Origin of the sequence: Streptomyces sp. NPDC001536 (genome assembly GCF_042894505.1) — a bacterium.
GTDB lineage: Bacteria > Actinomycetota > Actinomycetes > Streptomycetales > Streptomycetaceae > Streptomyces.
Genome location: NZ_JBIAVQ010000004.1, coordinates 1 through 24860 on the forward strand (window position 1 = coordinate 1; position 24860 = coordinate 24860).

Annotated in this window: 26 protein-coding genes and 1 pseudogene; 16 read left to right on the forward strand and 11 right to left on the reverse strand. The window is 71.3% G+C overall.

Translation table 11 applies throughout. The features are described 5' to 3' along the window. Nucleotides 1–410 (reverse strand): annotated as a pseudogene (locus ACFY0U_RS12850) (urocanate hydratase); the annotation flags it as partial. A gap of 115 nt (nucleotides 411–525) precedes the next feature. Between ACFY0U_RS12850 and ACFY0U_RS12855 the strand changes: the two are divergent. The 5 genes from ACFY0U_RS12855 to ACFY0U_RS12875 all read left to right on the forward strand — a co-directional run bounded on the left by ACFY0U_RS12855 (nucleotide 526) and on the right by ACFY0U_RS12875 (nucleotide 4295). Further along, on the forward strand, nucleotides 526–1917 hold the full coding sequence (locus ACFY0U_RS12855; RefSeq protein ID WP_388634359.1) for a diaminopimelate decarboxylase: 1392 nt from the start codon (nucleotides 526–528) through the stop codon (nucleotides 1915–1917). A 187-nt stretch (nucleotides 1918–2104) separates the two neighbouring features. Beyond that, nucleotides 2105–2491 (forward strand): hypothetical protein, encoded by a 387-nt coding sequence (locus ACFY0U_RS12860; protein WP_266826105.1) that lies wholly within the window; start codon nucleotides 2105–2107, stop codon nucleotides 2489–2491. Beyond that, nucleotides 2488–3375 (forward strand): transcriptional regulator, encoded by an 888-nt coding sequence (locus ACFY0U_RS12865; protein ID WP_388634363.1) that lies wholly within the window; start codon nucleotides 2488–2490, stop codon nucleotides 3373–3375. Before ACFY0U_RS12860 ends, ACFY0U_RS12865 begins: the two co-directional genes overlap by 4 nt. Nucleotides 3376–3409: 34 nt before the next feature. Beyond that, nucleotides 3410–3895 (forward strand): roadblock/LC7 domain-containing protein, encoded by a 486-nt coding sequence (locus ACFY0U_RS12870; RefSeq protein ID WP_266891477.1) that lies wholly within the window; start codon nucleotides 3410–3412, stop codon nucleotides 3893–3895. Between the two features lie 25 nt (nucleotides 3896–3920). After that, the gene (locus tag ACFY0U_RS12875) at nucleotides 3921–4295 is read left to right on the forward strand and encodes a hypothetical protein (protein WP_388634365.1); all 375 of its coding nucleotides are present in this window, start codon (nucleotides 3921–3923) and stop codon (nucleotides 4293–4295) included. A gap of 4 nt (nucleotides 4296–4299) precedes the next feature. Here ACFY0U_RS12875 and ACFY0U_RS12880 read toward each other — a convergent pair whose 3' ends face one another. The 3 genes from ACFY0U_RS12880 to ACFY0U_RS12890 all read right to left on the reverse strand — a co-directional run bounded on the left by ACFY0U_RS12880 (nucleotide 4300) and on the right by ACFY0U_RS12890 (nucleotide 7493). Further along, nucleotides 4300–4893, reverse strand: a complete 594-nt coding sequence (locus ACFY0U_RS12880; RefSeq protein ID WP_388634368.1) for a hypothetical protein — start codon at nucleotides 4891–4893, stop codon at nucleotides 4300–4302. Between the two features lie 81 nt (nucleotides 4894–4974). Then, nucleotides 4975–5859 (reverse strand): MurR/RpiR family transcriptional regulator, encoded by an 885-nt coding sequence (locus ACFY0U_RS12885; protein WP_388634370.1) that lies wholly within the window; start codon nucleotides 5857–5859, stop codon nucleotides 4975–4977. Further along, entirely contained in the window at nucleotides 5859–7493 is a 1635-nt protein-coding gene (locus ACFY0U_RS12890; protein ID WP_388634373.1) for an aromatic amino acid ammonia-lyase, read from the reverse strand. Before ACFY0U_RS12890 ends, ACFY0U_RS12885 begins: the two co-directional genes overlap by 1 nt. A 141-nt stretch (nucleotides 7494–7634) precedes the next feature. Here ACFY0U_RS12890 and ACFY0U_RS12895 point away from each other — a divergent pair, with 141 nt between their 5' ends. The 5 genes from ACFY0U_RS12895 to ACFY0U_RS12915 all read left to right on the forward strand — a co-directional run bounded on the left by ACFY0U_RS12895 (nucleotide 7635) and on the right by ACFY0U_RS12915 (nucleotide 11432). Continuing rightward, on the forward strand, nucleotides 7635–8672 hold the full coding sequence (locus ACFY0U_RS12895; protein ID WP_388634375.1) for an ABC transporter ATP-binding protein: 1038 nt from the start codon (nucleotides 7635–7637) through the stop codon (nucleotides 8670–8672). Further along, entirely contained in the window at nucleotides 8669–9310 is a 642-nt protein-coding gene (locus ACFY0U_RS12900) for an ABC transporter permease (RefSeq protein ID WP_388634378.1), read from the forward strand. Before ACFY0U_RS12895 ends, ACFY0U_RS12900 begins: the two co-directional genes overlap by 4 nt. Then, nucleotides 9310–9972, forward strand: coding sequence for an ABC transporter permease (locus ACFY0U_RS12905; RefSeq protein ID WP_388634380.1), 663 nt, complete (start codon nucleotides 9310–9312; stop codon nucleotides 9970–9972). The genes ACFY0U_RS12900 and ACFY0U_RS12905 overlap by 1 nt, the downstream gene beginning before the upstream one ends. Before the next feature lie 11 nt (nucleotides 9973–9983). After that, nucleotides 9984–10913 carry an ABC transporter substrate-binding protein gene (locus tag ACFY0U_RS12910; RefSeq protein WP_388634383.1) on the forward strand — a complete coding sequence of 310 codons (930 nt, stop codon included), beginning with the start codon at nucleotides 9984–9986 and terminating at the stop codon, nucleotides 10911–10913. A gap of 78 nt (nucleotides 10914–10991) precedes the next feature. Continuing rightward, entirely contained in the window at nucleotides 10992–11432 is a 441-nt protein-coding gene (locus tag ACFY0U_RS12915; protein WP_388634386.1) for a hypothetical protein, read from the forward strand. Nucleotides 11433–11448: 16 nt separating this feature from the next. On the opposite strand, the gene ACFY0U_RS12920 is transcribed toward ACFY0U_RS12915, so the two are convergent. Further along, the gene (locus ACFY0U_RS12920; RefSeq protein WP_388634388.1) at nucleotides 11449–12210 is read right to left on the reverse strand and encodes an SDR family oxidoreductase; all 762 of its coding nucleotides are present in this window, start codon (nucleotides 12208–12210) and stop codon (nucleotides 11449–11451) included. Between the two features lie 148 nt (nucleotides 12211–12358). Between ACFY0U_RS12920 and ACFY0U_RS12925 the strand changes: the two genes are divergently transcribed. Next, on the forward strand, nucleotides 12359–13186 hold the full coding sequence (locus tag ACFY0U_RS12925) for a helix-turn-helix transcriptional regulator (RefSeq protein WP_388634391.1): 828 nt from the start codon (nucleotides 12359–12361) through the stop codon (nucleotides 13184–13186). Between the two features lie 345 nt (nucleotides 13187–13531). After that, a complete protein-coding gene (locus ACFY0U_RS12930) occupies nucleotides 13532–15253 on the forward strand; it encodes a recombinase family protein (RefSeq protein WP_388634393.1) in 1722 nt (573 codons plus the stop codon). Between the two features lie 53 nt (nucleotides 15254–15306). Here ACFY0U_RS12930 and ACFY0U_RS12935 read toward each other — a convergent pair whose 3' ends face one another. Next, the gene (locus ACFY0U_RS12935) at nucleotides 15307–16692 is read right to left on the reverse strand and encodes a cystathionine beta-synthase (protein WP_388634396.1); all 1386 of its coding nucleotides are present in this window, start codon (nucleotides 16690–16692) and stop codon (nucleotides 15307–15309) included. A gap of 149 nt (nucleotides 16693–16841) precedes the next feature. Between ACFY0U_RS12935 and ACFY0U_RS12940 the strand changes: the two genes are divergently transcribed. From ACFY0U_RS12940 to ACFY0U_RS12950, 3 genes are all read left to right on the forward strand, one after another. After that, nucleotides 16842–17873 carry an SGNH/GDSL hydrolase family protein gene (locus ACFY0U_RS12940; protein WP_388634398.1) on the forward strand — a complete coding sequence of 344 codons (1032 nt, stop codon included), beginning with the start codon at nucleotides 16842–16844 and terminating at the stop codon, nucleotides 17871–17873. Nucleotides 17874–18027: 154 nt separating this feature from the next. Next, on the forward strand, nucleotides 18028–19248 hold the full coding sequence (locus ACFY0U_RS12945; RefSeq protein WP_388634401.1) for an acetyl-CoA C-acetyltransferase: 1221 nt from the start codon (nucleotides 18028–18030) through the stop codon (nucleotides 19246–19248). A 283-nt stretch (nucleotides 19249–19531) separates the two neighbouring features. Then, nucleotides 19532–20314, forward strand: coding sequence for a hypothetical protein (locus ACFY0U_RS12950; protein WP_388635336.1), 783 nt, complete (start codon nucleotides 19532–19534; stop codon nucleotides 20312–20314). A gap of 1 nt (nucleotide 20315) precedes the next feature. Here the strand turns inward: ACFY0U_RS12950 and ACFY0U_RS12955 are convergent, their stop codons facing one another. Then, entirely contained in the window at nucleotides 20316–20609 is a 294-nt protein-coding gene (locus tag ACFY0U_RS12955) for a hypothetical protein (RefSeq protein ID WP_388634404.1), read from the reverse strand. A 120-nt stretch (nucleotides 20610–20729) separates the two neighbouring features. Here ACFY0U_RS12955 and ACFY0U_RS12960 point away from each other — a divergent pair, with 120 nt between their 5' ends. Continuing rightward, on the forward strand, nucleotides 20730–20960 hold the full coding sequence (locus ACFY0U_RS12960; RefSeq protein ID WP_089102276.1) for a DUF4287 domain-containing protein: 231 nt from the start codon (nucleotides 20730–20732) through the stop codon (nucleotides 20958–20960). Between the two features lie 80 nt (nucleotides 20961–21040). Here the strand turns inward: ACFY0U_RS12960 and ACFY0U_RS12965 are convergent, their stop codons facing one another. The 4 genes from ACFY0U_RS12965 to ACFY0U_RS12980 form a co-directional block, all read right to left on the reverse strand. Next, the gene (locus ACFY0U_RS12965) at nucleotides 21041–21967 is read right to left on the reverse strand and encodes a Bax inhibitor-1/YccA family protein (RefSeq protein WP_388634408.1); all 927 of its coding nucleotides are present in this window, start codon (nucleotides 21965–21967) and stop codon (nucleotides 21041–21043) included. 193 nt (nucleotides 21968–22160) lie between these two features. Then, complete coding sequence (locus tag ACFY0U_RS12970; protein ID WP_388634410.1) at nucleotides 22161–23336, reverse strand: 4-hydroxybenzoate 3-monooxygenase; 1176 nt, start codon at nucleotides 23334–23336, stop codon at nucleotides 22161–22163. Between the two features lie 111 nt (nucleotides 23337–23447). Continuing rightward, entirely contained in the window at nucleotides 23448–24260 is an 813-nt protein-coding gene (locus tag ACFY0U_RS12975) for a hypothetical protein (protein ID WP_388634413.1), read from the reverse strand. Between the two features lie 145 nt (nucleotides 24261–24405). Then, the gene (locus tag ACFY0U_RS12980) at nucleotides 24406–24780 is read right to left on the reverse strand and encodes a hypothetical protein (RefSeq protein ID WP_388634416.1); all 375 of its coding nucleotides are present in this window, start codon (nucleotides 24778–24780) and stop codon (nucleotides 24406–24408) included. Nucleotides 24781–24860 lie beyond the last annotated feature (80 nt).

Here is a 24860-nt window from a genome sequence, read left to right on the forward strand (position 1 = left end):
GTACCGATGTAGATCCAGGAACCGGCGGTCATCTGCCCGTACATGGTCAGGCCCAGGGCCTCCAGACGGCGGAACTCCTCCCAGTTCGCCCAGTCGCCGACCAGGTTGGAGTTGGCGATCAGCACGCGCGGCGCCCACTCGTGGGTCTGCATGACACCGACGGGCCGGCCGGACTGCACCAGCATCGTCTCGTCCTGCTTGAGGGTGCGCAGCGTGCGGACCATCGCGTCGAAGGAGCGCCAGTCACGCGCCGCCTTGCCGGTGCCGCCGTAGACGACGAGCTTGTCGGGGTGCTCGGCGACCTCGGGGTCGAGGTTGTTCTGGAGCATCCGCAGGGCGGCTTCCTGCTGCCATCCCAGGGCACTCAGTTCCGTACCGCGCGGCGCTCGGACGGGGCGGGGTCCTGACATGGTCTGCCTCCTAGCGGACTGTTGCTGCTGTTATTCACATCCTGACTTTCTGAATAGACCTAGTCAATAGGGCCGTCCCGCAGCGTGGGACGGCAACCGGTGTTTGGCTGGATGCATGGGCGCGGACAACGACCTGACGGGGGACGGCGTGGACAACGGCAACGGGGAGCTCATGGCGCGTGCGGCGCGGCGGGACGAGGCGGTGCGGGCCGCGGTGGAGCAGGGGCTGCTGGGGCCCGGCCACCCCATCGTGGGCCTTCTGGACGTGGCCGGCATCCGGGAGTCGGCGGCGCAGTTGCGGGCGGCGTTCGACGCGGTCACCGCGCCCGGCACCCCGGTGCTGCACGCCTTCGCGGTGAAGGCGACCCCGCTGGTTCCGGTGCTGCGGCTGCTGCGGGAGGCGGGGATCGGGGCCGAGGTGGCGAGCCCCGGCGAGCTGGCGCTGGCGCGGGCGGCGGGGGTACGTCCGGAGATGACGGTGCTGGACTCGCCCGCGAAGACTCCGGCCGAGCTGCGGGAGGCGCTGGCGCTGGGGATCGCCGTCAACGCGGACAATCCGCAGGAGCTGGACCGTATCGACGCGCTGAAGCGGTCCGCCACGAGCCGCTCCCCCATCGGGATCCGGGTCAATCCGCAGGTCGGCGGAGGGTCGATCGGGGCGACGTCGACGGCCACGGCGACCTCGAAGTTCGGGGTGGCGCTGCGGGACGAGGGCGCGCGGGAGTGGATCGTGCGCGCCTACGCCGACCGCCCCTGGCTCACCCGGCTGCACGCCCACACCGGCTCCCAGGGCATCCCGCTGTCGCTGATGGCGCAGGGGGCGGCGGAGACGTACGCGCTCGCCGAGGAGATCAACCGGAGCATCGGGCGGCGGCAGATCGACACCCTCGACATCGGTGGCGGGCTGCCGGTGAACTTCGGCTCGGACGCGACGGCGCCGACGTACGCGCAGTACGCGCGGCTGCTGAGCGAGGCGGTGCCGGGGCTGTTCGACGGGCGGTACGGGCTGGTCACCGAGTTCGGGCGGTCGCTGCTGGCCAAGCACGGGACGGTCGTGGCGCGGGTCGAGTACGCCAAGAGCGCGGGCGGACGGGCGGTGGCGGTGACGCACGCGGGGGTGCAGGTGGCGACGCGGACGGTGTACGTGCCGGGGTCGTGGCCGCTCAGGATCGCGGCGTACGACGCGAAGGGCCGGCCCAAGGAGGGGCCCGAGGTGGTGCAGGACGTCGCCGGGCCGGCCTGTTTCGCGGGGGACCTGCTCGCCGAGGGGCGGGCGCTGCCGCTGCTGGAGCAGGGGGACTACGCGGCGGCGCTGGACACGGGGGCGTACTACTTCGCGCACCACTACGCGTACAACTCCCTGGCGCGGCCCGGCATTTACGGTTTCGCCCCGAGCAAGGGCGGCGGTGGCGGGGTCGCCTTCGCGACCGTCCGTACGCCGCAGACGCTCGACGAGATCGTGGCCGAATCCGGAGGGGCGCACGCGTCCGGCCTCACCACCCTTTGAGCGACCGCGCGCCGTTGACGCACGCCGGTGGACATGTGGGTCAACTGTTCGGAAAACGAGCTCAGTTGACCCACCTTAGTCACCCGGCGCATGTTCCACCGGAAAATGCCAGAATCCTCACCCCTCACGCACACCCTGCGTAGTTTCGGCGTCACTCAGCCGAACCCCATGCGGGAGGGGAACCGCGGTGCCCGGAATCGACGAGTGTCTGCTGGAAGCCATGCAACTGCCCGGTGCCCGGGGCGCCGCGCTGGTCGACTGGACCAGCGGGCTGGCCCTGGGCACCGCCGGGGAGTCTCCGGGCGGCGACCACGAGGCGGCCGCGGCGGAGGCGGCCGAGCTGGCCCGACTGGCCGCCGAACACCGGGCGTTCGCCCCGGACGACGACGTCACCGACCCACCGGTCGAGGACGTCATCATCAGCAACCGGGACAGCTACCACGTCCTGTGCTTCGTCCGGACGTCCTTCGACAGCAGCGTCTTCCTGCATCTGTGGCTGGCCCGCGTGGAGGGCAACCTCGCGCTGGCCCGGATCCGCCTCGGTGAGATGACCGGACGGCTGGTGCTCGGATGACAGCGGTCAGGACCCCACCGCCGCCCAGGCTGCCGATGCGGGACAAGGCGGAGGCCCGCGACCGGGCCTGGGGCGGTGTCTCACCGATGCTGACCCGGCTCGCCGCCGAGCGGGCCACCGGCGTCCTCGTGCGCGAGCGCGGCACCCTGCATCTCGCCGAGGGCCGGGTGGTGCACGCCGAGAGCCCCCTGGCACCGGGCCTCGACGTGCTCCTCACCGCCCACGGCACGCTCGACGCGGAGACCTGGAGCCAGGCGGTCGCCGAGGCCGACGGCGCCCCCGGCGCCGGTCTCCTGCTGGCCGGGCGCGGCCGGCTCACGCGGGGCGAGCTGGAGCTGTGCCATCTGGAGGCGCTGTACGACGCCGCCTACTTCGCGCTGGCGCCCAGCAGCAGCCCGGGCCGCTTCCGGTACACGGACGCGGGCCGCCACGGTGCCGTGCACCCGGTCACCGTGGCCGCCCTGGAGCACGAGACGCTGCGCCGCCGCGACCTGCTGCACCGCATCTGGCCCGACCCGGCGACCGACGAGGCGCCGCTGCTGCACTCCGACGCCCTCGCCGCCCCCGGCCTCACGGCCCGCCAGCGGGCGGTGCTGCACCTGGTCGACGGCGTCCGCGCGGCCTCGGACATCGCCCACCGGCTGGGCCGCCCGGCGTTCCACACCCTGGTGGACGTACGGCGGCTGGCGGCGGCCGGGGTCGTGACCCGCGACCCGGCCGCCGCACCCCGCACCCCCGGCCCCACGACCCGCGGCACGCCGACACCCCTGGCCGTCCGCGGCCCCGCACGCCCCTCCGATGCGGCCATGACCGACCCGTTGAGGGTCGCCGATCCCGACATCACGCTGCTGAAGAGGCTCAGGGATGCGCTGGAGTCCCTTTGAGCGGCAACGGGCACGCGCCGAGAGGAGAGACCTGATGGCGGCCGAACCCGAAATCCTGGACGAGCTGCGCCGGTTGAGAAGCCGGGTGCCGCACCTCACCGGCGCCCTGGCGGCGAGCGTGGACGGACTCGTCATCGCCCAGGACACGCCCGGAGTCGAACCCGAGGGCATGGCCGCGCTCACCGCCGCCGCGCTCGGCGTCGCCGTACGGCTGGCCGACGCGACCGGGCAGGGCGACTTCCGCGAACTGCTGGTGCGCGGGGCGTACGGCTATGTCTCGACGTACTCGGCGGGTCGCACCGCCGTCCTCACCCTGCTCGCCCAGGACGGCGTGAGCATCGGGCGGCTGCATCTGGAGGGCCGTCGCGCCAGTGCCCGCATCGGGGAGCTCGTCGACTCCCGGGCCCCCGTCGAGACCCCCGCGAAACCGGCCCGGGCGCCCGCCCGGACCGGCACCCCACGAACGAGAACGGCGCGCACGCCACGTACCACCAACGCGCGCACATCCACGGAAAGTTGAACCCGAGTAGAGGGGCTGACAAGCCATGGCCAACACCGAAACCTGTCTGAAGGAAGCTCTCGCCTCCATCGAGGGCGCGACCGGAGTCGCCCTCGTGGACTACACCAGCGGAATGGCGCTCGGCACGATGGGCGGCAGCAAGAGCTTCGACCTGAACGTCGCGGCCGCCGGGAACACCGACGTCGTGCGCGCCAAGATGCGCACCATGGAGCACCTGGGGCTCAAGGGCCAGATCGAGGACATCCTGATCACGCTGTCCGACCAGTACCACCTGATCCGTCTGATCAGCGGTCGCGGCGGCAACGGCCTGTTCATCTACCTGGTCCTGGACGCCAAGCGCTCCAACCTGGCGATGGCCCGCCACCAGCTGCGGAAGATCGAGGAGGACCTGGAGGTCTGACGGCTCAGACCAGTGCCGCGGCGCGGCGGCGCGCCCCGCCCGGGGCCGCGTCGCCCGCCGCGATGCCGGTGCCGCGGTACGCCTTGACCGCCTTGCCGGCCGGGCCTCCGCCGCGTGCATCGAGCCAGTCGACCCGCACCCACAGCAGGGCGTCCTCGGCCCGCTCGCGCCGCCCGAGCCACGCGGCCTTCAGCCGCAGTCCCACCCCGGTCCCGGCGAGCAGCATGCCGCCCGCCGCGGGCACGGCGAAGGAGCTGCCGAGCGCGGCCGCGAAGGCGAGCAGCAGCCACCAGCGGTGACCGCGGCGCCAGTTCCGTACGGTCACCGCGCGGTCCTGGAGCACATCGTGCTTGTCGGCGCGGGCGGCACCGCGGGTCAGGGCGGTGTAGCGCCTGCGACGGCGGTACGCCACCACGGCCGCCGCGACGATGAACAGCGCGGCCCCGGCCAGCACACCGATCCGGCGCCCCGTCAGCCCCGGCACCAAGGCGCCCACACCGGCGGCGAACACCCCGGCCCACCACAGCGGCGCGGCCCCGGCGCGTACGACGACGGCCACCCGGGCCAGGCCTTGAGCTCTGCGATCTCCGCGTGCCACGTTCCGCCTCCCAGCCGTATCGGCACAGTCCTTCAGCGGGGCAGATTAGTGAGCGAACGTGAGACAGGCATTAAAGTCGCGTCACTCCACGAAAAGACCCCGCGCCGCCGCCCGCACGTCGAACTCCTCCAAGCGGGCCTGTGCCTCCGGCAGGTCGTCGCACATGGCCTCAAGAAGCACCCGTCCGAGCAGCATCGGCGCGCACGCGGTGTCGAAGGCGAGCCCGGTGCCGACCGCGGCCGGCAGCAGCAGGTCGGACACCTTGGCGACCGGCGCGAACGCGGAGTCGGCGACGGTGACGACGGTCAGCCCGGCCTCCTTGGCGTACCCGAGGGTGTCCACGACCTCCCGGGGATGCCGGGGCAGCGCGAAGCACAGCAGCGTCGAGGCGCCCGCGCGGACGGCCGCGTCGATCCGGTCGTGGATCATCGTGCCGCCCTCGTGGAGCAGCCGTACGTCGGGGTGGACCTTGGCGGCGAAGTACGCGAAGCCGTACGCCTGGGAGGCCGCCGCCCGCAGGCCCAGCACCGGCAGCGGGCGCGAGGCCGCCAGCAGCCGTCCGGCCTTCTGCACGGGCCGCGGGTCGGCGAGCAGCTCCGCCAGGTGCCTGAGGTTCTCGATCTCGGCCTCGACGGCCTGCTGGTATTCGTTGTACGACGCGGATGCCGCCGTCTGTTCGGCGGGCGCGACCTCGCGCAGGTGCTTGCGCAGGGCCGGGTAGCCGTCGAAGCCGAGGGCGACCGCGAAGCGGGTCACGGACGGCTGGCTGACCCCGGCGAGCTCGGCCAGCTCGACGCTGGACAGGAACGGCACGTCGGCGGCGCGCCGCACCATGCTGTGCGCGATACGCCGCTGGGTCGGGGTGAGCCGGTGCCCCTCGAAGAGCGCCTGCAGCCGGGCCGCCGGGCTGTCGGCGACGGCCGTCGCCTTCTCGGCGCCGGGCTCGGCACCCTGCTCCGCGCTCATCACTCGCTCCCCCTCCAGATCTCCGTGAACCGGTCGAGCAGTGCGGTCGCCGCCGTCACGTCGTCCGTGAGCGGTCGGTCGGCCTGGTCCTCGTCGAGCACCGCCATGGCGAGCTCCAGCGCGCGGCCCACCGGGAGGTCCGGGTCGGGGCCGAGGTCGCGCTGGCGCAGCGCCCGTACGGCGGCGACGAGTTCGCAGGCCACCACCAGACGGTACGCACCGCACGCCCGCAGTGTCTGACGTGCGGCGAGCGAGGCGAAGCTGGCCTGTTCCTCGACGCCTCGGGAGAGTACAGCGTGGCCGAGCGACGCGGGTGCCGAGAAGGCCCGCAGCTCGCCGAGGGCGGCGCCGGCGGCGTACTCCAGGATCATCACGCCGGAGGAGGCGGGTTCGTGGTCGGCGAGGAAGGGGCGCAGACGGGTGTAGGCGGGCTCGTTGAGGGTGGAGAGCCGTGACGTGGACAGCCGGGCGACCTGGGTGAGAGCCAGCCTGAAGTGGTCCAGGGCGAGGGCGAGTTGGGCCTGGTAGAAGCCGCCGTGGTGGTAGGCGGCCATGTCCTCGGGGGTGATCAGCGGGTTCTCGGCCGCCGCGTTGATCTCGACCGCGACGACCTCCTCCAGGGCGTCGGCCGCGTCATGGGCGGGACCATGGATCTGCGGCAGGCACCGGAAGCCGTACGGGTCCTGGATCCGGCCCAGCGGCGGCGTCGGCCGCTCCTCGGCACCGATCAACTCCCGCATCCGCCGCGCCACTTCGGCGGACCCCCGGTGCGGCCGGGCGGCATGCACGGGCGCCGCGTACGCCTCGTGCGACCCGTCCACCGCGAGCAGGGACAGCGCCCCGACGACCTGCGTCGCCTCCAGCAGCCCCCGCAACTCGTGCAGGGCCAGGGCGGCCTGCCCGAGGGTGAGGGCGTTGCTGCTGATGAAGGCGAGGGCGTCGTTGTTGTCGAGGGGCTGCGGCTCGGGGGCACCGCTCACCCGCCAGAGCTCACCGGGGGTGCCAGGGGCACTCGCGCCGGAGACGCCGGAGACGCCGGAGACGCCGGAGCTGCCGGAAGGGCCCGCGCCCGAGCCACCGGAAAGACCCTCGGCCGCACCCGCCCCTCCCCGCCACGGATGCTCCCCCGCCAACGCCAGCCCCGCCTGCGCCAACGCCGCGATGTCCCCCGTGCCCACGGACCCGAACTCGTTGACGACCGGATACGCCCCGCTCTCCAGCGCCTCGCACAGCGCGGTGACCACGGTGGGGCGCAGCCCCGCGCCCCCGGCCAGCAGCTGGTTCGCCCGTACCGCGAGCATCGCGCGGACCTGTCTGGCCGGGAGCTCCTCCCCGATCGCGCCGGCGTGGCTGCGCAGCAGCCGCAGACCGTGCTCCGCGGCCGCCTCGGTGGGCACGGGCTCGTTCCGGTTGGCGCCGACGCCGGTGGAGCGGCCGTAGACGCGTCCGGTCGCGGCGATCTGCCGGGCGGCGTCCCAGGATTCGGTCACCCGCTTCATCGCATCGGTCCCGGGCACCGGCCGCGCGGCCCCGTCGGCGAGCCGCACGACGTCCGCGACGCCGAGTCCGATCCCGTCGAGGACCACCAGACCGGTGTGCACAGAACCGGGCGCGTCCACGATACGAGACGACATCAAGCCCAAACTCCCCTCAATCCGGACACAGGATCTTGCCTGCCGGTCATCCGTTACTTCGGATTTACGCCAACCCGTTGACAAGTTATTCAGCTACAGAGAACTCTGCATGACGTTATACAGCCGGGCAAGGGACATCTCATGATCCAGTTCGACGCGGTCCACAAGCGCTTCCCCAACGGCACGACAGCAGTGCACGACCTGACCCTCGACATGCCGGAAGGCGGCGTGACCGTCCTCGTCGGATCCTCCGGTTGCGGCAAGACGACGACCCTCAGAATGATCAACCGGATGGTCGAACCGACCTCCGGCACCATCAAGGTCGCCGGCAAGGACGTCACCCGCCAGGACGCGGCCGAGCTGCGCCGCTCCATCGGCTACGTCATCCAGCAGGCCGGCCTCTTCCCGCACCGCACGGTGCTCGACAACATCGCCACCGTGCCGCTCCTCCTCGGCCACGGCCGCCGCAAGGCCCGCGCCCGCGCCGCCGAGCTCCTGGAGACCGTGGGCCTCGCCCCGGACGCCGGCAAGCGCTACCCGCACCAGCTCTCCGGCGGCCAGCAGCAGCGCGTCGGCGTGGCCCGCGCGCTCGCCGCCGACCCGCCCGTGCTGCTCATGGACGAACCGTTCGGCGCGGTCGACCCCGTCGTCCGCACCCAGCTCCAGGACGAACTCCTCAGGCTCCAGAAGGAGTTGGGCAAGACCATCGTCTTCGTCACCCACGACATCGACGAAGCCGTCCGCCTCGGCGACCGCATCGCCGTCTTCCGCACCGGCGGCCACCTCGTCCAGTGCGCCGGCCCCGCCGAACTCCTCGCCCGCCCCGCCGACGACTTCGTGGCCGACTTCCTCGGCGCCGAGCGCGGCCTGAAGCTGCTCTCGCTGAAGACCCTGGCGGACGTCCCGCAGGGCCCGGCGCCGGAGGGCGGGACCTGGACCCTCGTCCTCGACGAGGCCCGCAAGCCCCTCCACTGGGCGAGCGAGGGCGCCGAGATCCCCGTACGACCGCTGACCGACGACGATTCCCTGCTGGCGGCGCTCAACGAGTCCATCGCCTCCCCCACCGGCCTGACAGCCCGCGTCGACGCGACGGGGGCCCTCACCGGCGTCTCCTCCCGCGACGACATCCACCAGCACGCCGGCCAGGCGCACAGCGAGGCCAGGGTGGTGACCGCATGACCATCGACTGGTCATGGATCGGCGACCACACCGACGACCTCACCACCCTCACGATCTCCCACCTCCAGGCAGCCCTCAGCGCCGTCTTCTTCGGCGTCCTGATCTCGCTGCCCCTCGCGGTGATCGCCCACCGGATCCGCCCCCTGCGCGGCCTGCTGCTCGGCGTCTCGAACATCCTGTTCACGATCCCGTCGATCGCGATCTTCGTGCTCCTGCTGCCGGTCAGCGGCCTGACCCGCACCACGACCGTGATCGGTCTGACCGTCTACACGCTGGTCGTGCTGCTCCGGAACACCGTCGAGGGCCTCGACTCGGTCCCCGCGAAGACCAAGGAGGCGGCGAAGGCGATGGGCACGCGCCCGCTGCGCACGCTCCTCACCGTCGAGTTCCCGCTCGCGCTCCCCGTGATCATGGCGGGCGTCCGCATCGCGACGGTCATGTCCATCTCGCTTGTCTCGGTGGCCACTTACATCGGCGACGGCGGCCTCGGCCAGCTCTTCACCGACGGCTTCCAGCGCAACTTCCCGACCCCGGTGATAGCGGGCGTGGTCCTCACGATCCTCCTCGCGGTGGTCGCGGACGCCCTGCTGGTCACCCTCCAGTACGTGCTGACCCCTTGGCGTCGGAGGCGAGCCTGATGTACGAACTGTTCAAGAACCTCGGCAGCTGGCTGACCAGCGGCGCGAGCTGGTCCGGCTCGGACGGCATCGCCCACCGCCTCGCCGAGCACCTCCAGTACTCGCTCCTCGCGACCCTCATCGCGGCCGCGATCGGCCTCCCGCTGGGGCTCCTCATCGGCCACACCGGCAAGGGCGCCTTCGTCGCGATCAACCTCGCCTCCTTCGGCCGCGCACTGCCGACCGTCGGTCTGGTCGTCCTCGTCTTCCTCGCCGGCGGGCTGTCGATGCTGCCGGTCTACGTCGCCCTGGTCGCCCTCGCGGTCCCGGCGATCGTCACCAACACGTATGCCGGAATGACGGCGGTCGACCCTGATGTGAAGGACGCCGCCCGCGGCCAGGGCATGCGCGGCCACCAGGTCCTCTTCCAGGTCGAGCTGCCGCTCGCACTCCCCCTGATCATGACCGGCCTGCGCCTCGCACTCATCCAGGTCGTCGCCACGGCGACCATCGCCGCGTACGTCTCCTTCGGCGGCCTCGGCCGCTATGTCTTCGACGGTCTGGCCCAGCGCGACCTCGTGCAGGTGCTCGGCGGCGCGGTGCTGGTCGCCGTGATCGCCGTGGCCCTGGACCTGGCCCTGTCCGGCCTCCAGCGCTTCCTCTTCCGCCACCGCACTGCCTAGGGACTTTTTCGATGAACCGTCGCACTCTCCTCGGCGGCCTGTTCGCGGCCGCCTCCGTCCCCGCCCTGACCGCCTGCGCGAGCGGCATCACCTCCCTCGACGGCGAAGGCGCCGGCACCGGTGGCGGCGGCTCCAGCAAGGACGGAGTCACCATCGGCACCGCCAACTTCACCGAGAACCAGGTACTGGGCTACCTCTACGCCGCCGTCCTGGAAGCGGCCGGCGTGAAGGTGAAGGTCCGCCCCAACCTCGGCACCCGCGAGATCCTCATCCCCGCCCTCAAGGGCGGCGACATCGACCTGCTGCCCGAGTACCAGGGCGCCCTCCTGCACTACCTCGACCCCAAGGCCACGGCCACCGAGGAGGGCGAGATGCAGAACGCCCTCGCCGTCGCCCTCCCCGCCGGGCTCCAGGTCCTGCCGTACGGCATGGCCGAGGACTCCGACGCCTTCGTCGTCACCCAGGAGACCGCGAGGAAGTACGGCCTGACCTCCCTCGCCGACCTGAGGAAGCAGAACGGCAGGCTCGTCATCGGCGCGGCGCCCGAGGTGAAGAAGCGCCAGGTGGGCGTCGTAGGCCTCAAGGACGTCTACGGCGTCGAGTTCAAGGAGTTCAAGTCGCTGGACTCCTCCGGACCGCTGGTCAAGGGCGCCCTGAAGAAGGGCGACGTGGACGTGGCCAACCTCTTCACCACCGACACCGACATCCAGGCCAACGACTGGGTGGTGCTGACCGACCCCAAGAACCTCATCCCCGGCCAGCACGTCGTCCCCCTCATCGCCGACCGCAAGGCCGACTCCACCGTCCGCAAGGCCCTCGCCCGCCTCGGCAACGTCCTCACCACGGCCCAGCTCACCGAACTCAACCGCCAGGTCGACAAGGACAAGAAGGACCCGGAGGACGTGGCGAACACCTACGCCACCCAGCACGGGCTGGCCTGATCGAGGGGCTGAACCCGACCACGAACACGGGGGCTAACCCCAGTGCGGCGGGCATCGGCGCTGCCTAACTTGGATTCCATGAGCGGAATGGACGCGCGGGACGCCGACCTCAAGAAGGAACTCGACGCCACCCTGCAAGCACGCAGGGAACTGGGCGAGGAGTACGAGTCCGCGCTGGTCGACTCCTTCCTCGAGAAGGTCGACCAGCGCATCGACGGCGCCGTGGAGCGCCGGGTGCGCCGGCAGCTGGCCGAGCAGCAGATGGTGGTGGCCCGGGGCTCCCGGTCGCCGAAGCCCACGGACTCCTGGGGGGAGCGCTTCGGCTTCGGCATCGTCTCCCTGGTCCTGGCGATCCCGCTGTCCGCGATCGGCGGCGGCGTCGCCCACCTCCCGGGCCTCCTCGTCGCCTGGGCCGGCATCGTGGGCGTGAACGCCTTCCAGGCGGTCCGCACCAACCCGGAGCTGTTCCGGGGCCGCCGCCATCGCCACGACAAGGACGACGACGGCTGGAAGGACTGACCGGGCCCCGTTCCGGTCACACCTGACGGGTCGGCAGCACCATGATCTGGCGCAGGTTGACATGCCGGGGCCGACTGGTGACGTAGGCGACGACATCGGCGAGATCCCCGGCCGCCAGCGCGCCGAACGCCTCGACCAGCCCGTCGACCTGCTCCCGCCCACCGTCGTCGAGATGCGAGGCGATCTCGCTCTCCGTCACCCCCGGCTCGATGTTGGTGACCCGCACGTCCTTCGGCCCGAACTCGCCCCGCAGCAGCGCCGACAGATGGGTGACCGCGGCCTTCGTCGCCCCGTACACGGCGAAGCCGGGAAAGCCGGTGAGATGCGCGGCGATGGACGAGACGTTCACCAGATCGGCGCTGCGCCCCCGCGCGGCCGCTTCCGTCAGGTCGCCCGCGAAGGCCCCGACGACCCGCAGCACCCCGGTGACATTGGTGTCGATCATTCGCCGCCACTCGTCGACGCGCGCGGCCTCGATCGGGTTCGGCAACATGACACCGGCGTTGTTGACGACCAGGTCGACAGCGCCGTACGCCTCATGGATCCGCTCCACGGCCGCCGCCACGGACGCGTCGTCGGTGACATCGGCGACCACGGCCAGCGCCTGTCCGCCGTCGGCCCGGATCTTCTCGACCACGGCGTCCAGCCGCTCCGCCCGCCGCGCCAGCAGGGCGACCCGCGCGCCCTCGGCGGCCAGCCGGACGGCGACGGCCTCGCCGATCCCGCTCGCGGCTCCGGTGACGACGGCGACACGGCCGGCCAGATTCTCGTACGACATCGAGATGCTCCTCGGGGAATTCCGCCGGGGCGTCTCCCCGGCCTCGTCCACGACCCTGCGCCGCCCGGGCCGCCGTACCCAGGGATGCGCTTTTCCTGGGTCTGCCAGTACCAGGTTCGGCTCCGGCCCTTCCCCTACGATCGAGCCCATGGACGGGGATCTCGGAGACTTCCTGCGCTCGCGCCGCGCCCGCATCCGGCCCGGGGAAGTGGGGCTGCCCTCGTACGGGCGCCGCCGGGTCCCCGGACTGCGCCGCGAGGAGGTGGCGCAGCTGGCCGGAGTGAGCGTCGACTACTACGTCCGGCTGGAACAGGGCCGCGGGCCGAGCGTCTCGGACGCCGTCCTGGACTCGATCGCCCGAGTGCTGCGCATGGACGAGACCGAGCACGCCTATCTGCGGGCGGTGGCCAGGCCGCCGAAGAAGACCGGGCCCCGCGGGAGCGCGCCACGCGTCCGCCCCGGCGTCCAACTGCTGCTCGACAGCATGGAACGCACCCCCGCCTTCGTCCTCGGACCCGCCATGGACGCCCTCGCCTGGAACGCCCTCGGCGACGCCGTGCACGGCTTCGGCCACCTGGCTCCCGGCCGGCGCAACCCCGTCCGCCAGCTCTTCCTCGACCCCGCCGGCCGCGACCTCTACTCCGACTGGGCCGCGGCGGCCTCCCAATGCGTCGCCAACCTGCGGCTGAGCGCGGGCGCCCACCCCGACGACCCGGCCGTGCGCGACCTCGTCGGCGAACTCTCCCTCAAGAGCGAGGAATTCCGCCGACTGTGGGCCGACCACCAGGTCAAAGCCTGCATGTACGGCGTCAAACGCCTCCGGCACCCGGTCGCGGGCCTGCTGACAATGTCGTACGAGTCGCTGACGCTGCCGGAGACCCCGGACCAGACGCTCGTCGTCTACACCCCGGAACCGGGCTCGGAGACGGCGGAGAGACTGGCGCTGCTGGGAAGTTGGGCCAGTACAGGCGCGTAGAAAAAGCTGTGCGCGGGGACCGCCGCACCCCCGTTGCCGGGGGGCGGGACGACGGCGGTCCCCGCGAGGGACGCTGACCGGGTCAGGCCGGGTCTCGCGTCCAGGCGTCTGTGGAGGTCCGGGAGCCGCTCCGGAGGTCCTGTGACGCCGTTTCGGTGCCGGCCCGGGCGGGGAGCCGCTCCCGCCCTGCCGACACCCACTAATGTGCCGGACCCGTGTTAAGCGTGTGCTGCGCGGACGTGACGCCCTCGTACCACTTCCGCGAAGTCCACCACTTCGGTAGGCAAACGCAAGTCCGCCCGCCGCACCCCCGGTTCACCGGAGGTTCACCGTCACTTCCCGCCCTTGGCGAGGAAGGCCGGCAGGGTCCCGGCCGCGACGTCAACCAGCTGCCTCTTCCTTCACCCGATACGCGGACCCAACTGGCCATCCGCTCACGAGTCCCGTCCCGCGGCCTCATATTTCGAGGTGTCCGAACACTTCATCCATCCTCGAAGAGGTACTCGCATGCCGGGCTGGTCCAGGAGCTTCCTCAACCCCTCACTCGTCTCGGCGCTGGAAGCCGGGCGCACCTTCGAGGAGTGGCTCGGCGGGCGGATACCCGCAGTGGATTACGCCCGGATCAGCGCCGACCAGAGCACGCGGTCCGCCGTCCTGGCCCAGGGGCGCGCGGCCGGAACAGGCATTCGCCACCAGCATGAGGAGAACAGCGACACGGCCACCGTGTTCGGCTTGGCCGTCGTCAAGTTCTACGAGGACAACGGCCTGACGGCTGTGCAGCCGACCATCGAGCGGCCGGCGTTCACGGAAATGACCGACGCGCTGCACTGCCGGAGGACGACCGAGGGCTTCCCCGTGCAGGCCCTCATCGCCACGGAACATGAACGCGTCTGGCGGCTGGCCGCGGACTTCGCCCGGCTCCATCAGGCTCTCACCGTGACCGAAGAAGGGCTGTTCATCGAGCGGCGGGCCGTCTTCGACCTTCACTCGAAGCGCGCCGAAGACGCCGGCGACGGCGAGGTGTGGAGGACGAAGGAGCGCGTCGAGCGCCACATCCGGCGGCGCGCCATCGACGGCGGGACGCCGGGCGGGCGCAGACGCTTCGGCTGGCTTCCGCCCGACCCCCGGTCGGGACTCAAGATCAATATGCGCAAGGATCCCGAAGAATGGCCTGTTCTCCGGGGGATGATCGAATCCGCGCTGCGTGGAACGAGTTGGAACGCCATCGCCAGGCACCTCAATGCACAGAGCGTCCCGACCGCTTCGGGAAACCGATGGAGCGGAGCGACGGTGCGCCAAGCCCTGGTCAACCCCGTGATGTGCGGCTACCGGGCCATCCATGGCGCGCTTGTCCGGGACCCCGCCACCGGCGCACCGGTCGTCGGACAGTGGGACACCCCCGCGACCGTCGAGGAGTGGGAGGCGCTGGTGGCACTCTCCCGAGAGCGCGGCTCGAAAAGAGGCACCCGCCTGACGAACGGCAGCCCGCCGCCGGGAGACGAGCCCCAGAACCTCCGCAAGTACCTGTTCAGTGGGTACCTGCGCTGTGGCGCCGCCCGGAAGGACGGCACTCCGTGCAACTCCAGGATGGGCGGTTGCGCCCGGCCGACCCCGACGAACCCCGACAACGCCGTGTACCTGTGTACCGCCCTGGACTGCGGGGGCACGGCACGCAACGTCCGTGACGTCGATCGCTGCGTCGAGGAGGTCGTGCTCTCCCTGATCGACGAGCGCCGCGCCGCCGTCGGCCCGGAGCAACCGGAATGGCCCGGCACTCCCCTACTGCGGTCCCTGATCAGTGAGCGGGACTCCGTCGGGCAGGCACAGGCAGCCGACCTCGAGACCCGGATCTCGGGGCTGGAAGCGGCCCGTGAGAAGCACCAGCGCGTCCGGCAGGAGGCTCTGACCGGCTGGGACTCGTCGCGCTGGCCCATGATGAGCCTGGAACAGCGGCGGGCGGCGACCGGCACCGTCCTGCAGTGCGTCACCGTCCTGCCGCTCCCGCCCGGTCGGTCACGTCGCGCCGCGTTCGATCCCGCGCTCCTTCGGATCACGCCCGTGAGCTGAACCGAAGGGCCTCCACGGGGGTGCCGTTCTTGCGAACGGCACCCCCGCCGGCCTCACTGAGCGGGGCGCGCCATGTACGCGAGCAGGTCCTGACGCGTCACCACTCCGGTCGGCTTGCCCTCGACCAGCACGATCGCGGCGTCCGCACGGCCCAGGACCGCCATGAGGTCTTCGATCGGCTCACCGGATCCCACCTGCGGCAGAGGCGACGACATGTGCTTCTCCAGCGGGTCGGTGAGGGTGGCGCGCTGGCTGAACAGAGCGTCCAGGAGGTCCCGCTCGACGATGGAGCCGATCACCTCCGCCGCCATGACATCGGGGTGCCCGGCCCCCGGCTTGACCACCGGCATCTGGGAGACGCCGTACTCGTGCAGCACCTCGATGGCCTCGCCGACCGTCTCCTCCGGGTGCATGTGGACCAGGCTGGGGATGGCGCCCGCCTTGTACCGCAGCACGTCCGCGACGCTCGCGGTCGGCTCCGACTCCTCGAGGAACCCGTAGGAGGCCAGCCACTCGTCGTTGAAGATCTTCGACAGGTACCCGCGCCCACTGTCCGGCAACAGCACGACGACCACGTCGTCCTCGGTCAGCCCTTCGGCCACCCGCAGCGCCGCCACGACGGCCATGCCGCAGGAACCGCCGACCAGCAGCCCTTCCTCCTTGGCCAGGCGGCGGGTCATCTGGAAGGAGTCCTTGTCGGACACGGGGACGATCTCGTCGGCGACGGTGCGGTCGTAGGCGGTGGGCCAGAAGTCCTCGCCGACGCCCTCGACGAGGTAGGGGCGGCCGGAGCCGCCGGAGTACACGGAGCCCTCGGGGTCGGCGCCGATGACCTTGACCTTGCCGTCGCTGGCGTCCTTCAGATAGCGGCCGGTGCCGGAGATGGTGCCGCCGGTGCCCACGCCCGCGACGAAGTGGGTGATCCTCCCCTCCGTCTGCTCCCACAGCTCGGGGCCGGTGGAGTGGTAGTGGGAGAGGGGGTTGTTGGGGTTGGAGTACTGGTCCGGCTTCCATGCGCCGGGCGTCTCACGGACGAGGCGGTCGGAGACGTTGTAGTACGAGTCCGGGTGCTCGGGGTCGACGGCGGTGGGGCAGACGACGACCTCGGCCCCGTAGGCCCGCAGCACGTTGATCTTGTCGGTGCTCACCTTGTCGGGGCACACGAAGATGCACTTGTACCCCTTCTGCTGGGCCACGATGGCCAGGCCGACGCCGGTGTTGCCGCTGGTCGGCTCGACGATCGTCCCGCCGGGCTTGAGCGCGCCGCTCTCCTCCGCCGCCTCGATCATGCGCAGGGCGATGCGGTCCTTCACGGAACCGCCCGGGTTGAAGTACTCCACCTTGGCCAGGACGGTCGCCTGGATGCCCTTGGTGACGTTGTTGAGTCTCACCAGCGGGGTGTTGCCGACGAGGCTGATCATCGAGTCGTGGAATTGCACCGTTGTCTCCGGATGCTGCAAAAGATGTGGTCTCAGTGGTTCAGCCAGCCTAAAGCCCGCAGCGATCGTTCACTCCCTGTTGAGATTGGACGACCGTCTGTACGGGGCAAGGAGTGGGTGTACGGCTAGCACGGAGGTGGCGGCGACGTATGACGAGCATGTCGAGGGCGAGGGTGGCCCGGCGGATCGCGGCCGGCGCGGCGTACGGCGGCGGCGGGATCGGTCTGGTGGGCGCGGCGGCCGTGGGGCTGCTGCTGGCGGAGGTACGGCTGGCCAAGCGGCAGGTGGGCAACGGCAGCGGTCCGTCGCCGCATGTGCCGAACGCGCAGGGCCTGTACGGCATCGCGTACGCCACGCCGGGTGAACCGCCGTTGCGGTTGACGATGCTGGGCGATTCCACGGCCGCGGGCCAGGGTGTGCACCGTTCGGGTCAGACGCCGGGGGCGCTGCTGGCGTCGGGTCTCGCGGCGGTGGCGGAGCGTCCGGTGGAGCTGCGCAACGTGGCGAACCCCGGTGCCCGCTCCGACGACCTGGACCGCCAGGTGGCGCTGATCTTCGCGGATCCGGGCCGGTTGCCGGACGTCTGCGTGATCATGATCGGGGCGAACGACGTGACGCACCGGATCGCGCCGACCCAGTCGGTCCGCCATCTGGCGGCGGCGGTGCGGCGGCTGCGCACGGCGGGTGCGGAGGTGGTGGTCGGCACCTGTCCGGACCTCGGGTCGATCGAACCGGTGCAGCAGCCGCTGCGCTGGCTGGCCCGCCGGGCCTCCCGTCAGCTGGCGGCCGCGCAGACGATCGGCACGGTCGAACAGGGTGGCCGCACGGTGTCCCTGGGCGACCTGCTGGGCCCGGAGTTCGCGGCGAACCCCCGTGAGCTCTTCGGCCCCGACAACTACCATCCCTCGGCCGAGGGGTACGCGACGGCGGCGATGGCGGTCCTTCCCACGGTCTGCGCCGCCCTGGGCCTCTGGCCGGCGGAGGAGGAGCGCCCGGACATCTCCCGCCGCGAGGGCTTCCTCCCGGTGGCCCGAGCAGCGGCGGAAGCGGTCGCCGAGCCCGGCACAGAGGTGACCGCGGCGATGCCGACGGGTCCGAAGGGACCCTGGGCCCTGCTGAAGCGGAGGAAGCGCCGCCGGGTGTCGGTGACGGATCCGGAGCGGGCGCCGGTGCAGCCCTGATCCCGCCGGGCGCGGGGCAGGAAAGCAAGCGCTTAGACAATTGCGGTCAGGGTCACACCCCCATACCCGTGACCTCGCCCATACGTACGGGTAACTTCCCAACCAGCCCTGCCCGGAAGAACCCCGTAGAACCTCGTACGCCAATGGAGCCGTCATGCCCGAAGCAGTGATCGTCTCGACCGCCCGCTCCCCCATCGGCCGCGCCTTCAAGGGCTCCCTGAAGGACCTCCGCGCGGACGACCTCACCGCCACGATCATCCAGGCGGCCCTGGCGAAGATCCCGGAGCTGGACCCGAGGGACATCGACGACCTGCACCTCGGCTGCGGTCTGCCCGGCGGCGAGCAGGGCAACAACCTCGGCCGCATCGTCGCCGTACAGATGGGGATGGACCACCTTCCCGGCTGTACGGTCACCCGCTACTGCTCCTCCTCGCTCCAGACCTCCCGTATGGCCCTGCACGCCATCAAGGCCGGCGAGGGCGACGTCTTCATCTCGGCCGGTGTCGAGATGGTCTCCCGCTTCACCAAGGGCAACTCCGACAGCCTCCCGGACACGCACAACCCGCTGTTCGCCGAGGCCGAGGCCCGCACCGCCGAGGTCGCCACGCAGGAGGGCACGACCTGGCACGACCCGCGCGAGGACGGCCTGGTGCCGGACGCCTACATCGGGATGGGCCAGACCGCGGAGAACCTCGCCCGTATCAAGGGCGTCACCCGTCAGGACATGGACGAGTTCGGCGTACGGTCGCAGAACCTCGCCGAGGAAGCCATCAAGAACGGCTTCTGGGAGCGCGAGATCACCCCGGTCACGCTGCCCGACGGCACGGTGGTCAGCAAGGACGACGGTCCGCGCGCCGGCGTCACCCTGGAGGCCGTCGGCGGCCTCAAGCCCGTCTTCCGCCCCGACGGACTCGTCACCGCCGGCAACTGCTGCCCGCTCAACGACGGCGCCGCCGCGGTCGTCATCATGTCCGACACCAAGGCCCGCGAGCTCGGCCTCACCCCGCTCGCCCGCATCGTGTCCACCGGCGTCTCGGGCCTGTCCCCCGAGATCATGGGCCTCGGCCCGGTCGAGGCGAGCAAGCAGGCGCTGGGCCGCGCCGGCCTCACCATCGACGACATCGACCTGGTCGAGATCAACGAGGCGTTCGCCGCCCAGGTGATCCCCTCCTACCGCGACCTCGGCATCGACCTGGACAAGCTGAACGTCAACGGCGGCGCCATCGCCGTCGGCCACCCCTTCGGCATGACCGGCGCCCGCATCACCGGCACGCTCATCAACTCCCTCCAGTTCCACGACAAGCAGTTCGGTCTGGAGACGATGTGCGTCGGCGGCGGCCAGGGCATGGCGATGGTCATCGAGCGCCTCAGCTGACCAACTGCCCGTGACCGCACGGGCACCCCGCGTGAGGCTCGGGCCCAGAACCCTTGAACCGCCAGGGTTCTGGGCCGTTTTGTGATCCAATCTCCCCCAGGATGTGACCTATCTCCCTCCGCGAAGGGATTTACGCAGGTCAGGACCGTTCTCACACGAAACCCCGGGCCCAAAGTCCTGTCCGTTTCGTGACGTTACGCACTGACAGCGGGATAGTCCGCCCTTCAAGCTGATGTAGGAAGTCGGGGGTCGACTTTGAACCGGGAGTACGTCAGTGAGCGCCATGCCGATCGCCTTGCTGGTCACCACGGCCGCCACGGGCGCCGTGGCCGTCGCCGTCCTGCGCACCCTCTTGCAGCTGCGCCGCCAGGTCGCGGCCCTGCACACCGAGCTTGCCAGGACGAACGCGGCCGCCGCGCGCGGTCTCGTGCCGCCCGCCCGCCACTCTGCCGACGCCGCTGAGATACGGGCCGCCGTGGCCGAGGCCCTCGCCGAGGAACGGGAGCGGGAGCTCGCCGAGGCGCGGGCGTTCTGGGCCGCCCAGGAGGCCCGTGACGCCTCCGACGCGCCGACCCTGCTCGGCCTGCCCGACAGTGAGCTGTTCCTGCCCCGCCAGGCCGATTTCGTGGGTCTGGAGCCGCTGGAGCCGGTCGCCGAACCGACCTCCGAGATCGACGAGTTCGCCGGGGAGTCCGCGGAGCTGGCCGCGGCCCGCCGCCGCCACCCCTCCCACCCGGACTTCGTCCCGGTGCAGTCGCCGGTGGTGAACGACCATGAGCGCACGGTGGCCACCCTGGAGGAACTCGCCGCAGGGCGCGTGGAGCTGGCCGATGTCCGCCCGGGCCCGCTGGGCACCCTCGACGTCTATGTCTTCGCCGACGGCACCACGCTCTGCATGACCCCGGGTCACCGGGAGACGGCGGAGCGCCTGGCCGCCGCCCTGACCGCGGGCGAGACCCCGATACTGCTGGGCGGTTCGGGAGTGTCGGGCGCGTACACCCTGACCTTCGCGTGCGGCGAGGAGAACGTCTACATCCTGGCCGACCGGGTCATAGCGAGCCTGTAGCTCAGACCCCGGCGCGCTTCTGCGCTTCCTCGACCAACCGCACGGCTTCGTCGACCTGGCCCTCGTCCGTGAGGACGAGGGCCAAGTCGTGCACGGCCACGGTGATCTGGTCCGCGGCCGCGAACATCCCGGCGTCCGGCATCTCCCGGGGCTCTTGCGAGGGGTCTTCGAGAAGCTGCGCGCGCCGGACCAACTCCCTGGCCAGGCCCAGTGCCTCGGTGGCGGCGCCCCGCTGCAACCGGCTCTGGGGGGCCGCCCTCAACCGGTCGGCGAAGTGATCCACGGCTTGCGTCAAACGCGCTGTATCGGCCACGGCGACACCGTACGCGCCGCACCGGGACTGTTGCCAACGGGCGAACCCTCAGGCACGGTGACCTGAAGGACCGGCTTACATCCCATGCGTCCGGAGGCGCCGATGTCCCAAGTCTTCTCCGAGGAGACCCACCGCAATCTGCTCGCCCGCATCCCCCACTGCACCGGTCGTGAAGTCTCCGACTGGCTGCGCACCGTCGACGAAGGCCCGGCGCTCTTCCGCTTCGAGGAAAAGGTCAGCTGGCTCCGCCACGAACACAACCTCGCCTACGGCCACGCGAAAGCTCTCATCCACGAGTACGACCTGAGGAGGGCCGCGCGCAAACTGCTCTAGGCGCGCACAACGACCCCAGACGCCACGACGACGAAGGGCCCCGGGAGGAACCCGGGGCCCTTTCACGCACGCGGGGTGCGTCAGTCGCTGCTGTTGAGGATCGCGATCAGCCTCAGGAACTCGAGGTAGATCCAGACCAGCGTCATCGTCAGACCGAACGCCGCCAGCCAGGCCTCTTCCTTCGGCGCGCCGTAGGCGATGCCGTCCTCGACCTGCTTGAAGTCGAGGGCCAGGAAGCACGCGCCGAGCAGGACGCCGATGATGCCGAAGACGATGCCGAGGCCGCCGCTGCGGAAGCCGAGGCCGTCACCGCCACCGAAGACGGCGAACAGCAGGTTCACCATCATCAGCAGGACGAAGCCGAGCGCGGCCGCCATCACGAAGCCGTAGAACCGGCGGTTGACGCGGATCCAGCCCGCCTTGTACGCCACCAGCACCGCGGTGAAGACCGCGAGCGTGCCGATCACCGCCTGCATGGCCGCACCGCTGGCGATGCGGTTGTCGACGACGCTGGAGACGACGCCGAGGAAGACACCCTCGAACGCCGCGTACGAGACGATCAGCGCGGGCGAGGCCTTGCGCTTGAAGGACTGGACGAGCGCCAGGACCATGCCGATCAGGGCGGCGCCGATGGCGATGCCGTACGACCGGTTGATGTTGGCGTCGTCGACCGGCAGGGCCGCCCAGGCGACCGCGGCCGTGACGACCAGGATGCCGAGGGTGGTGCCGGTGCGCATGACGACGTCGTCCATCGTCATCCGGCCGGTGCCGGCCGGGGCCTGCGGCGGCGCGCCGTGCTGCAGGTCCTGCTGCGCATACGGGTTCTGCGCGTACGGGTTCTGCGCGTAGGGGTCCGCCTGCGGCTGGGCGTACGGGTTGCCCTGCGCGTAGGGGTTGCCCTGCGTGCCTACAGCGGCGCCCCCGGCCTGCGGCTGGGCGTTGAAGCCCGCGTAGCCGTTGTCGCGGCTGAACCCCCGTCGCGAGAAGACCGGGTTGCTGCTCCTCATTTCACTCCTCCATGGCCACTGTGGCGGGCCTTGGCTCAAGAGTAATAGGTAGGCAAAGGATTGACCCTAGTGCTTGGGGAGGATCTTTCCCTTGTTGTGCTGGCCAACACGCTACGCGGCCCGCTGATTCCCGGCCACGGAGGGGCAGGTTCATGACGAAGCCGGTACATCGCCGCGACCGTCCGGAGATCACTCACCCGAACGGGAACCCCGTGTACCCCTCGGCGAGGTCCGTCTCGGCGGCCTCGGACGAGGCGATCCGTTCCAGCCGCGCCACCTGGAGCCGGTCCTCGAAGGGGGTGGCGTCGGGGGCCCGGTGCAGCAGCGTCGTCATGTCGTACGAGAACCGCTCGGCCTGCCATACGCGGCTCAGGCAGGTCTCGGAGTAGGCGTCGAGGAGCTCGGCGGATCCCGTCTCCCTCGCGTGCGTCAGCGCCCGCGCGAAGGTGACGACGTCCCCCACGGCGAGATTCAGCCCCTTGGCCCCGGTCGGCGGCACGATGTGGGCGGCGTCCCCGGCAAGGAAGAGCCGGCCGTGCCGCATGGGCTCATGGACGTAGGACCGCATCGGGGTGACGGACTTCTGGGTGATGGGACCCCGTTCGAGCCGCCAGTCGTCGTCGGTCTCGAAGCGCCGCTCCAGCTCGTCCCAGATCTCCTCGTCGCCCCAACTCTGCGCGTCGGTGCCCTCGGGGACCTGGAGGTAGAGCCGGGAGACGGACGGCGACCGCATGGACAGCAGGGCGAAGCCGCGCTCGTGGCGGGCGTAGACCAGCTCGTCGTGGGAGGGCGGGACGTCGGCGAGGATGCCGAGCCAGCCGAAGGGATACGTCCGCTCGAAGACCCGGGTCAGCTCCTCGGGGATCGCCTTGCGCGCGACGCCCCAGAACCCGTCGCACCCGACGACGTACTCGCACTCGAGCACGTCCTCCCGCCCCTCGTGCCGGAACCGCACCCTCGGACTGTCCCCGTCGGCCCCCTCCACGGCCAGCGCCTCCGCCTCGAACAGCAGCGGCCCGCCCTCCTTGAGCTGGAGGGCGATGAGGTCCTTGCACACCTCGGTCTGCGCGTACACCATCACGGACCGGCCACCGGTGAGGGCCGGGAAGTCGACCCGGTGCCGCTTCCTGTCGTACCGCAGCTCGATCCCGTCGTGCCGCAGCCCCTCCCGCTCCATCCGCTCCCCGGCGCCCGCCGCCCGCAGCACGTCCACGGTCCCCTGCTCCAGGATTCCGGCCCGCTGCCGCTGCTCGACGTAGGCGCGGTCGCGGCTTTCGAGGACGACCGAGTCGATGCCGGCGTTGTGGAGCAGCCGGGCGAGGAGGAGGCCGGCGGGGCCGGCTCCGATGATGCCGACGGTGGTACGCATCGGTCGTTCCCTTCGGTGGGCGTCATTGCCGCTGTGCGGGCGATGTTCGTACAGTGAAATTTCCTTCACTGCATTTCTCTTTCGCGAGTCTGCGACGGGTGGAGCGCTGTGTCAACGGTCGGTGCGGGGCTGTACGCCCGGGCGGAGCTCGATCCTGATGGTGTCGTCGTCCTCGATGACGTACGTGGCGTCGATGTCCCGGTTCCAGCCCAGCCGCAGCAGGTAGTAACGGTGGTCGCGTTCGAGGAGCAGGCGCAGGTCCGTGTACCGGTAGCGGTAGTGGACGGCCTTGCCGAGGTCCTCGTAGCGCGGCCCGGGCGGGGCGAAGTCGAGCCGCTCGGTGCTCATCACGACCACGGCGACCCGGCGCACCAGCTGCTCGGCGTCCCTCTGCGCGTCCTGCCGACCGAGCTGACCGGCGACGAGTGCGGCGACCCAGATGAGGAAGAGGCCCGCCACGAGAAGGGAACCGGCGCGCTCCCAGGGTGGCCGCAGTCGTCCGGAGGGCTGGGCGGCTTGGGCCAGCCCCAGCAGGAGGCCACCGGCGACGAGGAGCGGAGCGGTCCAGCCGTAGGGCTGGATCCAGCGCCAGAGCAGCATCAGGGCGACTCCGGCCACGACGAACCAGAGGTACGCACGGGCTGTGGCCCGCCCCAGCTCCCGAATGCGGCGGACGTGCCGGTCGGGGATGTGGAGGAGGGTCAGCAGGCGGGGCAGTGCGGGGACGAGGAGAGCCAGGGCCAGCACTTCGAGGACGGGGAGGGTGGCGAGACGCAGGCTGTGCATGACGAGCTCGAAGGTGCTCAGACCTACGGCGAAGGGACTGAGGCGGAAGTAGTCGAAGTAGGCGTTCGTGTAGATGTAGCCCGCGTACAGCATCAGGGCACCGATGAAGGACGTGATGCCGGCTATCGAGTTGACCATGTCGAAAGGGCTGCGGGGGCCGGTCGCCGGCCCCGCGGGGGGCGGTCTGAGACGGGTGGGGCGGACGCGCGGGGGTGCGGGGCGACGGCGTGGGCGGGGTCGCCCGGGAGGGTTCACGGGGGACTGGCCGGCGGTGGTCATGGCGTCAGCTCGGCTCGGGAGTCGGGCCCGCACCGTCGGTGGGGGCATCCGTGTCCCCGGGGGGCGGCTCGGTGTCCCCGATCGACGGGTCGACCAGCGGAGGCTGCCCTCCCCCGTCCGTCGGGCTCGGCGACGGAGTGCACAGGGGGTAGTCGACCTGGCCCGGGGAGGGGCACTCGGAAGACGGATCCACCACACCGATGTCCCCGTTGGCGCCGACGTCGATCTCATCGTCGCCGCCCAAGGTGTCCTCCGGCGGTGGCGCGACTCCCGCGACCCCTGGATCCCCGCTGGTACCGCCATCGCCCTCGGCGCCGCCTCCACTGCCGGAGCCCGCGCCGACGCTGTCACCGCCCCCTGCCGTGGCGGGCGCGCTCACCCCGGGCGCCGGTCCACCACCGCCTGGATCCTCCCCGCCGGCCCCGGCACCCGACCCGCACCCGGCCGTCAGCCCCAGCC

Bases quoted from the DNA above. Each gene is read 5' to 3' on its own strand.
- ACFY0U_RS12855 (WP_388634359.1), top strand. From the start codon at position 526: ATGGGCGCGGACAACGACCTGACGGGGGACGGCGTGGACAACGGCAAC.
- ACFY0U_RS12865 (WP_388634363.1), top strand. From the start codon at position 2,488: ATGACAGCGGTCAGGACCCCACCGCCGCCCAGGCTGCCGATGCGGGAC.
- ACFY0U_RS12870 (WP_266891477.1), top strand. From the start codon at position 3,410: ATGGCGGCCGAACCCGAAATCCTGGACGAGCTGCGCCGGTTGAGAAGC.
- ACFY0U_RS12875 (WP_388634365.1), top strand. From the start codon at position 3,921: ATGGCCAACACCGAAACCTGTCTGAAGGAAGCTCTCGCCTCCATCGAG.
- ACFY0U_RS12885 (WP_388634370.1), bottom strand. From the start codon at position 5,859: ATGAGCGCGGAGCAGGGTGCCGAGCCCGGCGCCGAGAAGGCGACGGCC.
- ACFY0U_RS12890 (WP_388634373.1), bottom strand. From the start codon at position 7,493: ATGTCGTCTCGTATCGTGGACGCGCCCGGTTCTGTGCACACCGGTCTG.
- ACFY0U_RS12895 (WP_388634375.1), top strand. From the start codon at position 7,635: ATGATCCAGTTCGACGCGGTCCACAAGCGCTTCCCCAACGGCACGACA.
- ACFY0U_RS12900 (WP_388634378.1), top strand. From the start codon at position 8,669: ATGACCATCGACTGGTCATGGATCGGCGACCACACCGACGACCTCACC.
- ACFY0U_RS12905 (WP_388634380.1), top strand. From the start codon at position 9,310: ATGTACGAACTGTTCAAGAACCTCGGCAGCTGGCTGACCAGCGGCGCG.
- ACFY0U_RS12910 (WP_388634383.1), top strand. From the start codon at position 9,984: ATGAACCGTCGCACTCTCCTCGGCGGCCTGTTCGCGGCCGCCTCCGTC.
- ACFY0U_RS12915 (WP_388634386.1), top strand. From the start codon at position 10,992: ATGAGCGGAATGGACGCGCGGGACGCCGACCTCAAGAAGGAACTCGAC.
- ACFY0U_RS12920 (WP_388634388.1), bottom strand. From the start codon at position 12,210: ATGTCGTACGAGAATCTGGCCGGCCGTGTCGCCGTCGTCACCGGAGCC.
- ACFY0U_RS12925 (WP_388634391.1), top strand. From the start codon at position 12,359: ATGGACGGGGATCTCGGAGACTTCCTGCGCTCGCGCCGCGCCCGCATC.
- ACFY0U_RS12940 (WP_388634398.1), top strand. From the start codon at position 16,842: ATGACGAGCATGTCGAGGGCGAGGGTGGCCCGGCGGATCGCGGCCGGC.
- ACFY0U_RS12945 (WP_388634401.1), top strand. From the start codon at position 18,028: ATGCCCGAAGCAGTGATCGTCTCGACCGCCCGCTCCCCCATCGGCCGC.
- ACFY0U_RS12950 (WP_388635336.1), top strand. From the start codon at position 19,532: ATGCCGATCGCCTTGCTGGTCACCACGGCCGCCACGGGCGCCGTGGCC.
- ACFY0U_RS12960 (WP_089102276.1), top strand. From the start codon at position 20,730: ATGTCCCAAGTCTTCTCCGAGGAGACCCACCGCAATCTGCTCGCCCGC.
- ACFY0U_RS12965 (WP_388634408.1), bottom strand. From the start codon at position 21,967: ATGAGGAGCAGCAACCCGGTCTTCTCGCGACGGGGGTTCAGCCGCGAC.
- ACFY0U_RS12970 (WP_388634410.1), bottom strand. From the start codon at position 23,336: ATGCGTACCACCGTCGGCATCATCGGAGCCGGCCCCGCCGGCCTCCTC.
- ACFY0U_RS12975 (WP_388634413.1), bottom strand. From the start codon at position 24,260: ATGGTCAACTCGATAGCCGGCATCACGTCCTTCATCGGTGCCCTGATG.